The sequence below is a fragment of the Levilactobacillus sp. FUA 3915 genome, from assembly GCF_044053135.1.
Classification (GTDB): domain Bacteria; phylum Bacillota; class Bacilli; order Lactobacillales; family Lactobacillaceae; genus Levilactobacillus; species Levilactobacillus lanxiensis.
The window spans coordinates 224,419-237,407 of record NZ_CP168704.1 but is presented as its reverse complement, the minus strand read 5'-3'; the positions used below and the strand labels follow the sequence as shown (position 1 = coordinate 237,407).

Below are 12,989 nucleotides of genomic sequence, written 5' to 3'. Positions count from 1 at the left end.
CGACTAAGTCTGATAATTTGGGAACGATTCAGGTTTAAGCATTCACCGTAACGAAGGACTTCAACGGCTGCGTGCCGAAGTGGTTGGCTTCATACAATAGAATATTGGCACAGGCCAAGCTATCGTCGAGCGCATTGTGGTGATGGTGCAGATCAATGTTTAACTCGTCGCAAACGGTGTTGAGTTTATGATTCGGAAATTCCGGGAAGAACTTCCGACTGGTCTTCACGGTGTCCAGCGTCAGGTAACGGGCAGTCGGCAGGTTGTAGTGCTCCAGACTGCTGCGAAGCACGCCGTTATCAAACGGGGCGTTGTGGGCAATCACTAACCGGTCACGCTGGAAGAAGGGGGACACGTGCTCCCAAACTTCCGGGAATGTGGGGGCATTGGCGACGTCACGTTCATGAATCCCATGAATCTGGACGTTGCGCCAGAAGAAGTCGGTATCGGGTTTGATCAATGAATAAAACTCATCAACGACTTGGCTGTCGCGCACGATGGTCAGCGCGAGGGAACAGGCGCTGTAGCGTTTGCCGCTAGCCGTTTCAAAGTCCATGGCAACAAAATTCACAGGGACATTTTCCTCTCTTATGGGTTGACGATTAACAACAGTGTTAGACGGTCAAATCCTTAACGTCCAGTTCAACGGGGCAATGGTCCGAGCCCATGACCTGGTCTAAGATTTCGGCCTTTTCTAGTTGGTCTTGCAGGCGATTACTGGTGATGAAGTAGTCGATCCGCCAGCCAGCGTTGTTGTCGCGGGCGTGGAATCGGTAACTCCACCACGAGTAGCGCTCGGTGGCATCTGGGTTGAAGTAGCGGAACGTATCCGTGTAGCCTTCGCTCAGGAGGTGCGCCATCTTTTCCCGTTCGTCGTCGGTGAACCCGGCGTTCTTGTGATTGGTCTTGGGATTCTTCAGGTCGATCTCCGTGCGGGCCACGTTCAGGTCGCCACAGAAGATGACCGGCTTCTTCGCGTCTAGCTTTTGGACGAAGGCCAGGAAGGCTTCTTCCCAGCCCATCCGAAAGTCCAGCCGCTTCAGGCCGCTCCCAGAGTTCGGCGTGTAACAGGTCAGCACGTAAAAGTCGGGATATTCCAGCGTAATCGTCCGGCCCTCGTGGTCAAAGTCTGGGGCGTCGATGCCGTAGAGGACGTTCAGTGGCTTGTGCTTGGTAAACAGCGCGGTCCCCGAATAGCCCTTGCGTTCGGCGTAGTTCCAGTATTGATAGTAGCCTGGCAGGTCGAGGTCAATTTGACCTTCCTGTAACTTGGTTTCCTGAATCCCAAAGAAATCGGCGTCGAGGTCCTTAAACGTCTCGACAAAGTCTTTTTTCACAATCGCCCGTAGGCCATTCACGTTCCAAGAAATAAATTTCATAACGCACCTCCAACTAACTGATTTTAGTATACCAGAAAAGTTAGAATTTGCTGTAATTGAAGCGTTCTCTCCCGGTTGGCTGGCGTTTCATGGTAAAATAATTCTATTGACGACAAAAATGGGTCGACCGCAATGACGGTTGGCCCAGTGACTAACAAAACCAAGTTTAAATTTTTGCGGAACGAGAGGAAAATCATGATGATGGCAGATATAGCAACGGCATTTCCAGCAATTGAGATCTTACGTGACGAGCCTTTGGCGCACTACACGTATACCGAGACTGGGGGACCTGCCGATTACTTAGCATTTCCAACGAACATTCAAGAAACCAAGTCCTTATTGGCCTACGCCAACGAAGAAAAGTTGCCGGTCACCGTGGTTGGTAACGCCAGCAATCTCATCGTCCGTGACGGCGGCATCCGGGGACTGGTCATGATTCTGACAAAGATGAATCAGATTACGTCCACTGGCAACACCGTGACCGCCGAAGCCGGCGCGTCGCTGATCAAGACGACCCAGGTTGCCCAGACCCAGGCCCTGACTGGTTTTGAGTTTGCGGCCGGAATTCCTGGGAGTGTCGGGGGTGCCGTCTTCATGAACGCCGGCGCTTATGGCGGTGAAATCAGTGAGGTGGCGCTTTCCGCTGAGGTCTTGACGCCAGCCGGTGAGATTCGGACGCTAACCAAGACTGAATTCGATTTCGGTTACCGGCACAGCTCAATTCAAGATTATGATGATATCGTGCTGACGGCGACCTTCGCGTTGACGCCCGGCGACGGGGAAGCCATCCAAGCAACCATGGACGACCTGAATGCCCGGCGAGCAGCCAAGCAACCGCTAGAGCTGCCATCCTGTGGGAGTGTCTTCAAGCGGCCAGAGGGTCACTACACGGGTCAACTGATTCAAGAGGCTGGCCTGCAGGGCCTGAAGTGGGGCGGTGCCCAGGTTTCCACCAAGCACGCCGGCTTCATCGTCAACATCGATCATGCCACCGCCACCGATTACCTGGAACTGATTCACCACATCCAGGCCGTTATTTGGGAAAAAGATCAAGTTCATTTGGAAACAGAGGTCCGCATCATCGGTGAAGAACCGACGACCACGGCCTAAGCACACGAATTTTTAAAAGGGGGAACCTTATGTGCCTATAGTTGAAGCAGTGATCCTGTTGATCGTGTTAGTTTTGTTCTCTAATATTATCAGTCACTACCTCACGTTTATTCCGGTCAGTTTGATTCAAATTGCGCTGGGACTCCTCGTTGCCTTAATCTGGAAATTCGAGGTCCCACTGGAAACTGATTGGTTTTTGCTTTTGTTCATTGCCCCGTTGCTGTATAACGATGGGCGGCGCTTCCCCAGAAAAGAACTCTGGCGTTTGCGTGGACCCATCTTTGCCAACGCCATCTGGCTGGTCTTCTTGACCACTATCTTGGGCGGCTTTCTGATTTACGAGTTGATTCCCAAGATGCCCTTTACCGTGGCGTTGGCCCTGGCGGCCATTCTGTCGCCAACCGACCCCGTGGCGGTGCAGTCGATTTCCAAGCAGGCTAAGCTCCCAGATAGCCTACTGCACCTGGTGAGTGGGGAAAGTCTGATCAACGATGCCAGTGGCCTGATTGCCTTTAAATATGCGATTGCGGCGACGGTGACCGGGGCCTTCTCCATGGGGACGGCCGTCGGTGATTTCTTCTACATCAGTATCGTCGGCTTCCTGTCCGGGCTGATCTTCATGACGGCCATCCAGCTGTTGATGGATATTTTGCGCCGACAAGGAATTGACGACGTGATTTTTAACACCGTGCTGCAGATTGCCACGCCATTCGTGGTTTACCTGGTAACCGAAGAGATTACCCACGCATCAGGCGTTATTGCCGTCGTGACGGCCGGGGTGCTCTATCACGCCCGGGAAAACCGAATCGTCGAAGATTCACCAGAATTAAAATTGGTGACTGAAAAAGTTTGGGATATTATTATCTATTCATTGAACGGTATCGTGTTCGTGATTCTGGGGATCGAGTTACCCGTGGCCACGTCGAAGGTCATCAAGGGTGGTCAGTTCAACACCTGGCAAGCCCTGTTCTTTGCCTTTATGGTCTGGGTAATTATCGTAGTGATTCGGACGGTCTGGACTTACGGGTACGTCCTGTTTGAACGGCTCAATCACAAGGAACGTTCCGAACGGCCCGGGATACGGATGTCTATCTTATCCGGTCTCTCTGGGGTCCGGGGGGCCGTTACCATGGCCGGGGTCTTATCCGTGCCCATGACGGTTGCCTCCGGGGCCGGCTTTCCGACGCGGTCGCTGATGCTGTTCGTGGCGTCCGGGGTCATCATCATCAGTCTGGTAGCGGCGACGATTACGTTGCCATTGATTTCCACGTCGCGGCAACCCCTGCAGACGCGGGCGAGTGCCAGCGATGAGAATGCCAATGAGATTGACTTGGACGAGGACGGCGAGGAGATTCCCGCCGACACCGTACGCCAAATCAGTGAGGATGAGGCCCGCGCGTACATCATGCGCTTGGCTATTTCTAAGATTGAAGAGCTGCGGCGCCCGAACAACCAGCGAGCCGCGTATGACTTGATCCTGGATTACCAATTTGTCATTCGCCGTTTGGAAATGAACTACCGTGCCGATACCGCGATGCAGAAGGTTTTGGAAGACGAAATCAAGCTGCGCGAGGTCACGTTGGCCGGTGAGCGGGCCTCCCTCAAGGAACTGCGAAAGGGTGAAAAAATTACCCAGACCAGTTACGTGGGGGCCATCCGGCGCATCGAAAACTTTGAGAACCGGCTGACCCAGGTCGCGGGGCACACCATGCCGAGCGTGCTGCGTTACTGGCGGGTCTTCTTCAAGCATATGTTCCGAAACGCCGCCTACTGGCTGCATTCGGAGGATACGGACCGGTTACACGCCGAGAACAACCTGATTGAACGGGAAACGGCGAAGGCGGCCATCAAGGCGCTGTCACAGTACCTGGCCAGTTCCGACGTCGACGAGACCCAATTCGACAACCAAGCCGTGTACCACTTGCTGGTCCAGTACCGGAATCGAATCGAACGGGCTAAGGCCGAAACAGCACCGGACCACGAGGAACTCTACCAACACCAGATCAATAAGTTACGGGTGCGGGCACTGGGAGCCGAACGGACCGGGATTCAAACGTTGCTGGAAGCCGGCAACATTACTTGGAACATGGCGTCCCATCTCCGGCAGTACGTGAACTATTCCGAGAACGTGCTGGTCATGTCACTGAACAGCGAAGAGGGTTAGGCGTTCAAGTCGTGTGTTTGCTAAAATTTTAAAACGGGTCGCTCATTCTGAAATTCTTCGGAGTGGGCGATTTTTTCGTTTCCAAATAAAAATGGCAGCCAGCAGTCACGAGGACTAACGGTTGCCATTGCGGGTTATTTATTAGGTCAAAACATCATACAGTGGGTGATGGACAGGGAGCTTAAACCCGCTAGTCCGTCACGTCACGGTTGTTCATGATGAGGTACAAAATCCAGTAGCAGAACAGTTGAATGAACGTCATCAGGACCACGAAGATCCACATGTCCGGTGTCCACATGGTCATCAACGGCCGAATGAACTGCTCGGGATTTAAGAATAGGTAAATCGTGTGGATCCGCAAGAAGCGGCCGATGTACAGACCGACCGACGTCAGGAAGGTCAGCAGTAAAACGACAATTAGTCGCGCGAGGCCGTTGCCCTTAGCCAGTCGCGCAGTGATGGCCTGGCTGACGTGATTGAGGCTCCAGAAGCCCAGAAACGAGCAGCTGATGGCACTGACAATCATGTAGGTGAAGTAGATCCACAGATGCGGCGTGACGCGCAGCAGGCCGCTCATGGCGTAGGGCTGTAGGAGTGACAGGTGAAACAGGTCGGTCAGCAGGTAGGGCGCGTTGGGATAGAAGAGTAGCCACAACAGGACGAGTGGCCAGAATAGCCAGCCACGCGGTCGTTTGGCCCCGAGGTGAAAGCTGATCTCGATGGGGATGGCCCCTAGAAAGGTGTTGAGCACCAAGAACGAGAAGGGGTCCTTCGCGCGGAAATAGAGGAAAATGAGCCACGCCACAAAGAAGACGCGGATTTCCCACCGGGCTCGCCGATTCATAGCCATCACCAATCCTTTCCCAAAGTACTACCCTCATTCTACAGCGCGGGGCCGAAATCGAACAGAATATGACTTCTATATTAGCAGATTATTTTCATTTAAATAACGGGTGAACCTGACCTTAAGAAATCTGTAAGCTTTGCGACCATTGGGGCAGAGTTTCGCGGGATTGTCGGCAATCGGGGCGAAATGTCAGCGGTGCCGTGCTATAATAAAATTTGAATTCAATTTGGAGGGAAAGTCATGAACCTGGATTGGGGAAATCTCCTAACTATAGGAAATTTGGTCAACCTCCTCGACATTCTTGTGGTGTGGTTCGTCATCTATGAATTAATCGTGATGCTACGGGGAACCAAGGCTATCCAGCTCTTCCGTGGGGTTATTTTAATTCTGATTGTCCGCTTTATCAGTGCCTACCTGGGGCTGAACACGGTGTCGTGGCTGGTCGATCAAGTGATCAACTGGGGCGTTATCGCCATCATTATTGTTTTTCAACCAGAAATCCGGCGGGGGTTGGAGCACCTCGGCCGGGGGTCCTTGTTTGTCCGGGTGCGGCATGAAAATGAAGCCGCCAACAAGATGATCGAAGGCCTCGATAAAGCCATCCAGTACATGTCCAAACGGCGAATTGGGGCGTTAATGACCATTCAACGGGACACCGGGCTGGAGGACTACATTGAAACGGGGATCGACCTGGATGCCGAGTTGACCGGTGAATTACTGATCAACATCTTCATCCCCAACACCCCGTTGCACGATGGCGCGGTCATCATCCGTGATAACCGTATCGCCGTCGCCGCGGCTTACCTGCCCCTGTCCGAGAGCAATCTGATTCCCAAGGAATTGGGGACCCGGCACCGGGCAGCCGTGGGAATCTCCGAGGTGACGGATGCGTTGACCATCGTCATTTCAGAAGAAACCGGGGAAGTTTCAATCACTAAGAACAACGAGCTGTTACGCGGGCTGACCCAAACGGACTACCTGAAGTTCTTGCGCAACGAATTGGTCAATGATGAAGCCACTGACAACAATAACGTGTTCTTACGGGCACTGGATTGGTTTGATCAACGGTTTAGAGGGGGGCGGCGCTAATGAAAAACGAGCGTTATACCACGTGGTTGTACCGCATCCTCGCCTTGATCCTAGCCGTGCTGTTGTTCTTCTACGTCAACAGTACCAAGTCCTCAAGTAGTGGCTCGTCGACCAGTTCGACGGGCAATACGACATCGCTCACGGCCACCAAGACCATGACGGTGTCGGTGCCGTTACAACTGAACGTGAATAGTAATAAATATTTTGTGACCGGCTACCCCTCCAAGGTCAAAGTTAAATTGAAGGGACCCTTAGCCTTAGTCACAACCACCGCCAACACGCAAAATTTTAAAGTGTACGCGGCGCTCAGTGACCTGGGTGTCGGCAAGCACACGGTCACCCTACACCAAGAGGGCTTGAATCACGAAATTGAGTCGAGCATTGATCCGGCAAAAATCAACGTGGACATTGAACCCCGGCGAACGGTTTCATTCCCGGTCAAGGTTCGGTATAATAGTCAAAACATTGCGGCGGGCTATTCCGCTGGCAAGGCCACTTCTGACGTGACGACGGTCAAGGCGACCGGCGCGGCCAACGAGATTTCGCGGGTCAAGCAGGTCATCGCCCAGCTGACGGTGCCGGCCAACACCAAGAAGACCGTGAATAACCAAGCGGTCATCGAGGCGCTCGACAGTAGTGGCAAGACGGTCAACGTCATTTTGACACCGTCGACCACGACTGTGAACCTGCCAGTGACGTCTGACGGGGAGAGCCAAAAGGTCAGCGTGAACCTGAACGCGAAGAACGGGTCATCGGGAACGTCCTATAAGCTGAGTACGACCAGCAATAAGGTCACGGCGTATGGGAGTGCCTCGCAGTTAAAGGCCCTAGGTAACAGCGTTGACGTCGACGTTGACGTGAGTGATGTGAAGAGTAAAACGACCAAGACGGTCACGCTGGACACCAATGATAACGATGTCACGGCATTTGACCCGTCAACCATTAAGGTCACGGTCACAGCAACAACCAAATAAAACCAACAAACAGATTGAGAAATGAGGAAATTTGACATGAAGTATTTTGGAACTGATGGTGTTCGGGGAGTTGCCAACCAAGATTTATCTCCCGAGTTAGCGTTTAAAGTCGGCCGGTTCGGTGGGTATGTCTTGACCCAGCACGCTGATAGCGACAACGCGCACCCCCAAGTCTTAGTGGCCCGCGACACCCGGATCTCCGGTCAATTGCTGGAAAATGCCTTGGTTGCCGGCTTGCTTTCCGTGGGAATCGAAGTTCTCCGCTTGGGTGTGATCTCAACGCCAGCCGTTGCTTACTTAGTCCGGACGCAAGGCGCCGCAGCCGGGGTCATGATCACGGCTTCCCACAACCCCGTTGAATATAACGGGATCAAGTATTTCGGGAACGACGGCTACAAGCTGTCTGACGAAATGGAAGAAGAAATCGAAGCCCTGCTGGATGCCCCAACCGACGACTTACCACGGCCAACGACTGATGGCTTAGGCACGGTTGAAGACTACTCCGAAGGTAGCCAAAAGTACATTCAGTTCCTGGAACAAACGATTGCCGATGACCTGGAAGGGTTACACATCGCTGTGGACTCCGCTAACGGGGCTACCAGCGGCTTGGTTTCTCGCTTATACGCGGACCTGAACCTGGACTTTGACACGATTGCCACCACGCCTAACGGGTTGAACATCAACGATCAAGTTGGGTCGACCCACCCAGAACAATTACAAAAATTTGTTGTGGAAAAGGGTGCGGCCATTGGGTTAGCCTTTGATGGTGACGGTGACCGGTGTATCGCGGTTGATGAAGAAGGTAACATCGTTGACGGGGATAAGATCATGTACATCTGTGGGAAATACATGGCTGAACATGGGCGTCTGAAGAAGGACACCATCGTGACGACTGTCATGAGTAACCTGGGGATGTACAAGGCCATGGAGGTCCATGAACTGAAGTCCGTGAAGACCAAGGTCGGGGACCGTTACGTGGTTGAAGAAATGCGGAAATCCGGGTACAACCTGGGTGGCGAACAGTCCGGCCACATTGTCTTCTTGGACTTCAATACGACCGGTGACGGCTTGTTGACGAGTTTACAATTACTCCACATCCTGAAGGTGACGGGCAAGAAGCTGTCCGAATTGGCCGCTGACGTGAAGACCTACCCACAAAAGTTGGTCAACATTAAAGTCGCTGACAAAGAAGCCGCTTTGAACAACCCCCAAGTCCAAGCCATGATTGCCACGGTTGAAAAAGAAATGGCTGGCGACGGCCGGGTCTTGGTTCGGCCTTCCGGGACTGAACCTCTGTTACGGGTGATGGCTGAAGCCCCAACCGAAGAAACGGTTGCGGCTTACGTGGACCGGATTGCTGACGTGGTCCGCGCCGAAGTCGGCGTCGACTAGCACTCTGGGTTAAACTGATGTTGGTGGCGCCTTACCGGTCGGCGAAAATAAACCGGAACGTGGTAGGCGGCCGCCTGGAGCCAAAAGGCGGTCTCCAGGCTTACTTTGAGCCTCTGAGAAACGAGTCTCAAAGATACCAGTTTCCTAGGTGGCAGAGCCACCAAGGAAACTCCTACGACTGAGTTTATTTTCGCCGACCTCACGGCTGACACAGGTTTGAACCTGTGCTAGTCTTGCTAGGCGTCTGTTTTATACTGGCTGAGGCACTTTGCCAGATAACAGCAAACACGCAATCGGGTAACATCGGACCAATACTAAATTAATTAGAAGTTCAAACAGGATTGACCACTCATAAACTGAGCCGCCAATCCTGTTTTTTCTTGGGCTATTTGCTGGTGAATGGAAATTACGACCAGTCATGAATGACCAAATTGCCCAATGGCTTACCCCATAAGTAGGCAAATAGGTGCGTGTTTTTTAAGATTTCCTTGTATAAATATTTCGATATACCGGTTTTGGCTTTTCTAATTGACAACCCTGACGGAACGCTGTAAAGTATAGTCATTCAGAGATGATTTTCAGGACGTTTCAGTCTATACCAATTTCTGAGAAAGCTCATTCATTTAATTAATCAAATTATCCGACCCGTCCGGTTTACCGGAACCGGTGTCGAGCAAAGGAAGATATAAACTATGTGTGGAATTGTTGGAGTTACGGGTAACGACAACGCCGTTAAGATCTTAGTTGACGGCTTACAAAAACTGGAATACCGGGGTTACGATTCAGCTGGTATCTACGTGAACGACCAAAAGGGACAGGACTACTTGGTTAAGACCAAGGGCCGAATCTCACAATTACGTTCAAAGATTACCCCAGACGTACACGGTTCTACTGGGATTGGTCATACGCGTTGGGCAACCCATGGGGTCGTTAGCGTGGACAACGCGCACCCACATTTCTCAAACGACGACCGGTTCTACTTGGTCCACAATGGGGTCATCGACAACTTCCAAGAACTCAAGGCTAAGTACTTGAGCGACGTGCCTTTCAAGAGTCAAACGGATACCGAAGTTGTTGTACAATTGATCGATAAGTTTGCCGTTGAAGACAATTTGGACGCTAAGCAAGCCTTTCTTAAGACGTTGAGCCTGTTAAAGGGTTCCTCTTACGCCTTCTTGATGATGGACCGCGACCAACCAGACACGTTATTCGTTGCCAAGAACAAGAGCCCACTGTTGATTGGGGTCGGCGATGGGTTTAACGTGGTCTGCTCCGATGCTTTGGCCATGTTACGCGAAACCCATGACTTCCTGGAATTAATGGATGGTGAAGTGGTGACCATCACCCCTGACAAGGTGGCCATTGAAGACGCTGACGGGAACGCCGTTGAACGGAAGACCTTCCACGTTGACATGAACGCCGACGAAGCCGACAAGGGGACTTACCCATTCTACATGTTGAAGGAAGTCGACGAACAACCTAACGTGATGCGCAAGTTAGCGCAAACTTACCTGTCAGAACACGGCGAACCAGAAATTGATGACAAGCTGTTGAAGGCGATGCAAGCCGCTGACCGTCTGTACATCGTGGGTGCTGGGACCAGCTACCATGCCGGTTTGATTGGGAAGCGTTTGTTTGAAAACTTAGCGCACATCCCAACGGAAGTTCACGTTTCTTCTGAATTTGCCTACGAACAACCAATGTTGTCAGAGAAGCCATTCTTTATCTTCCTGACGCAATCCGGTGAAACGGCCGACAGCCGTGAAGTGCTGGTCAACGTGAACGATGCCGGCTACCCAAGCCTGACCATCACGAACGTCCAAAACTCCACGTTGTCTCGTGAAGCGACCTACACGTTGCTGTTACATGCCGGTCCTGAAATCGCGGTTGCCTCAACCAAGGCTTACACGGCGCAAATCGCGTTGGAAGCCATCCTGGCTAAGGCCTTAGGTGAAGTGACGGGCCAAATCATCGCCCAAAACTTTAACATCCGCCAACAACTTGGGTTAGTTGCCACGGGGATGCAGGCCATCGTTGACGAAAAGGATAAGTTGGAAGCCATTTCGAACAACTACCTGTTGAAGACCAACCGGGCCTTCTACATTGGCCGGGGGATCGACCACGCCGTTTCTCTGGAAGCTGCCTTGAAGTTGAAGGAAATTTCTTACATTCAATGTGAAGGTTTTGCTTCCGGCGAATTGAAGCATGGGACGATTGCCTTGATCGAAGAGGGCACGCCAGTCATTGGTTTCATCACCCAGGAAAAGACGGCCGGCCTGACTCGGAGTAACTTACAAGAAACCATGGCGCGGGGTGCCAAGACGTTGACCATCGTTCGCGAAGGTTTAGCCGTTGACGGCGACGACTTGATCCTGCCAGATGTTGATGAAATGTTAATGCCATTGCTGAGCGTTGTCCCAGCACAACTGTTGGCTTACTACACTAGTCTGAACAAGGGCTTGGATGTTGATAAGCCACGTAACTTGGCCAAGAGTGTGACTGTTGAATAAAGTTTCACCTGAGAGCTACCCACTTGTTGGGTGGCTCTTTTTTTGAGTTTGGGGTTCGCTCCCGGCGGCGGCTTTCAAAGTGCCCGGCTATGGGGCCGGTTCCAGGCTGAGGGGCGGTCTTCCACCTCAACTTTGAGCTTGAGAAGCGGTCTCAAAGGTTGTCCCGTGGACTAGGCTGAGACAAAACCTCAGCCAAGACCACCGACACAGCCGGGAACTTTGAGCCACCTCTGGTCGCTGAGACTGGTTCGGTGCGCGCCACTCAACAAGTGGGTGGATTCAGCCGTCTTTGATGTCTACTACAGGTACAATACAACTTCGGCCGTTGCTCGCTGATTGTTTCCCGGCACGCCACCACGAGAAAGTTGAGTAGCTTAGTTGGCTAATGGCCCAGTAACGCGGCGTTTGTGACTGTCTTGGTGCTCGCCAGGGAACGTCTTTTTCTTGCGTTAACTTACTTTTAGTTGTATAGTAATTGCAAATAATCTATGAAAGCGGGAGGTGAAAATGATGAAATATACGAAGCGAGTCGATAGTCATAAAAACCAGAAGCAAAAGGATGCCACTTTTGAAAAATTCCGGAAGCAACAGAACGATTTAAGCGCCAACCGGCGGGGAATTCGGCGGAAGTAGTGGGACGGTAGCCATTTTGGCGGTCGTCCTTTTTGTTTTCAAAAATTTTCAAAATCCCGAGCAAATGACTTGCAAAACTGGTCTAGAGCATTTATAATTGGACTATACCATTAAGAGAGGGAGACTGAATGATATGAAACAATTGACGAACATGAAGGTACAAATTGTTAGCGACAAGCAAGCAGGGGGCCAAGCCGGCTTCCGGGTCTTTGAAGAAGCGTTACAGAACGGGGCCAAGGTTTTGGGCTTAGCAACTGGGAGCACGCCAGTCACCATTTATGAACAATTGGCTGCGAGCGATTTGGACTTCAGTCAATTAACGTCGGTCAACCTGGACGAATACGTTGGTTTGAACGCAGACCATCCACAAAGCTACCATTACTTTATGCAAGAACACTTATTCAACGCTAAACCTTTTGCACATTCATATGTCCCAGATGGGGCTGATTTGGATGCGGCTAAGGCCACTAGCGAATACGATCAAATCATTGCGGAAAACCCGATTGATTTACAACTGTTGGGCTTGGGTAAGAACGGCCACATAGGCTTTAACGAACCCGGGACTGACCCCGACTCAACGACCCACAAGGTGACGTTGACGGATTCGACCATTGACGCCAATGCGCGGTTCTTTGACAATGCCGATGAAGTGCCACGTTACGCTTATTCCATGGGTATCGGGTCCATTTTAAAGGCCAAGCAAATCCTGATTGTTGCCTACGGTGAAGCCAAGGCTGCCGCGGTTGCTGCCATGATTCAAGGTCCCGTAACGCCAGACGTGCCAGCCAGCTATTTGCAGACTCATCCGAACGTGACCGTGATCTTGGATGAAGCCGCTGCAAGTCAGTTAGATTAAGTCTTTGTTTCAACCGCATTTTCTCTTGAATTTTC

General features: G+C 51.8%; 11 protein-coding genes. 8 read left to right on the top strand and 3 right to left on the bottom strand.

The window, feature by feature from the left end:
• Nucleotides 1–34: 34 nt before the first annotated feature.
• Complete coding sequence (locus ACEPST_RS01525) at nt 35–571, bottom strand: 3'-5' exonuclease (RefSeq protein ID WP_125765573.1); 537 nt, start codon at nt 569–571, stop codon at nt 35–37.
• Between the two features lie 43 nt (nt 572–614).
• Nucleotides 615–1,379, bottom strand: a complete 765-nt coding sequence (locus ACEPST_RS01520) for an exodeoxyribonuclease III (RefSeq protein ID WP_203644822.1) — start codon at nt 1,377–1,379, stop codon at nt 615–617.
• Between the two features lie 195 nt (nt 1,380–1,574).
• Between ACEPST_RS01520 and murB the strand changes: the two genes are divergently transcribed.
• Together murB and ACEPST_RS01510 are read left to right on the top strand one after the other, a co-directional pair.
• Entirely contained in the window at nt 1,575–2,489 is a 915-nt protein-coding gene (gene murB, locus ACEPST_RS01515) for a UDP-N-acetylmuramate dehydrogenase (RefSeq protein WP_204120919.1), read from the top strand.
• 31 nt (nt 2,490–2,520) lie between these two features.
• Entirely contained in the window at nt 2,521–4,653 is a 2,133-nt protein-coding gene (locus tag ACEPST_RS01510) for a cation:proton antiporter (RefSeq protein ID WP_204120918.1), read from the top strand.
• 190 nt (nt 4,654–4,843) lie between these two features.
• Here ACEPST_RS01510 and ACEPST_RS01505 read toward each other — a convergent pair whose 3' ends face one another.
• A complete protein-coding gene (locus ACEPST_RS01505) occupies nt 4,844–5,503 on the bottom strand; it encodes a DUF1361 domain-containing protein (RefSeq protein WP_204120917.1) in 660 nt (219 codons plus the stop codon).
• 237 nt (nt 5,504–5,740) lie between these two features.
• Here ACEPST_RS01505 and cdaA point away from each other — a divergent pair, with 237 nt between their 5' ends.
• From cdaA to ACEPST_RS01475, 6 genes are all read left to right on the top strand, one after another.
• On the top strand, nt 5,741–6,589 hold the full coding sequence (cdaA, locus tag ACEPST_RS01500; RefSeq protein WP_125765578.1) for a diadenylate cyclase CdaA: 849 nt from the start codon (nt 5,741–5,743) through the stop codon (nt 6,587–6,589).
• Entirely contained in the window at nt 6,589–7,563 is a 975-nt protein-coding gene (locus tag ACEPST_RS01495) for a YbbR-like domain-containing protein (RefSeq protein ID WP_203644830.1), read from the top strand. Before cdaA ends, ACEPST_RS01495 begins: the two co-directional genes overlap by 1 nt.
• Before the next feature lie 36 nt (nt 7,564–7,599).
• A complete protein-coding gene (gene glmM / locus ACEPST_RS01490; RefSeq protein ID WP_204120916.1) occupies nt 7,600–8,955 on the top strand; it encodes a phosphoglucosamine mutase in 1,356 nt (451 codons plus the stop codon).
• Between the two features lie 692 nt (nt 8,956–9,647).
• Nucleotides 9,648–11,465 carry a glutamine--fructose-6-phosphate transaminase (isomerizing) gene (glmS, locus tag ACEPST_RS01485; protein ID WP_125765581.1) on the top strand — a complete coding sequence of 606 codons (1,818 nt, stop codon included), beginning with the start codon at nt 9,648–9,650 and terminating at the stop codon, nt 11,463–11,465.
• Nucleotides 11,466–11,975: 510 nt separating this feature from the next.
• Complete coding sequence (locus ACEPST_RS01480) at nt 11,976–12,098, top strand: hypothetical protein (RefSeq protein WP_263853631.1); 123 nt, start codon at nt 11,976–11,978, stop codon at nt 12,096–12,098.
• 151 nt (nt 12,099–12,249) lie between these two features.
• A complete protein-coding gene (locus tag ACEPST_RS01475; RefSeq protein ID WP_204121016.1) occupies nt 12,250–12,954 on the top strand; it encodes a glucosamine-6-phosphate deaminase in 705 nt (234 codons plus the stop codon).
• Nucleotides 12,955–12,989 lie beyond the last annotated feature (35 nt).

Bases quoted from the DNA above. Each gene is read 5' to 3' on its own strand.
- ACEPST_RS01520 (WP_203644822.1), bottom strand. From the start codon at position 1,379: ATGAAATTTATTTCTTGGAACGTGAATGGCCTACGGGCGATTGTGAAA.
- murB (WP_204120919.1), top strand. From the start codon at position 1,575: ATGATGATGGCAGATATAGCAACGGCATTTCCAGCAATTGAGATCTTA.
- ACEPST_RS01505 (WP_204120917.1), bottom strand. From the start codon at position 5,503: ATGGCTATGAATCGGCGAGCCCGGTGGGAAATCCGCGTCTTCTTTGTG.
- cdaA (WP_125765578.1), top strand. From the start codon at position 5,741: ATGAACCTGGATTGGGGAAATCTCCTAACTATAGGAAATTTGGTCAAC.
- ACEPST_RS01495 (WP_203644830.1), top strand. From the start codon at position 6,589: ATGAAAAACGAGCGTTATACCACGTGGTTGTACCGCATCCTCGCCTTG.
- glmM (WP_204120916.1), top strand. From the start codon at position 7,600: ATGAAGTATTTTGGAACTGATGGTGTTCGGGGAGTTGCCAACCAAGAT.
- glmS (WP_125765581.1), top strand. From the start codon at position 9,648: ATGTGTGGAATTGTTGGAGTTACGGGTAACGACAACGCCGTTAAGATC.
- ACEPST_RS01480 (WP_263853631.1), top strand. From the start codon at position 11,976: ATGAAATATACGAAGCGAGTCGATAGTCATAAAAACCAGAAGCAAAAG.
- ACEPST_RS01475 (WP_204121016.1), top strand. From the start codon at position 12,250: ATGAAGGTACAAATTGTTAGCGACAAGCAAGCAGGGGGCCAAGCCGGC.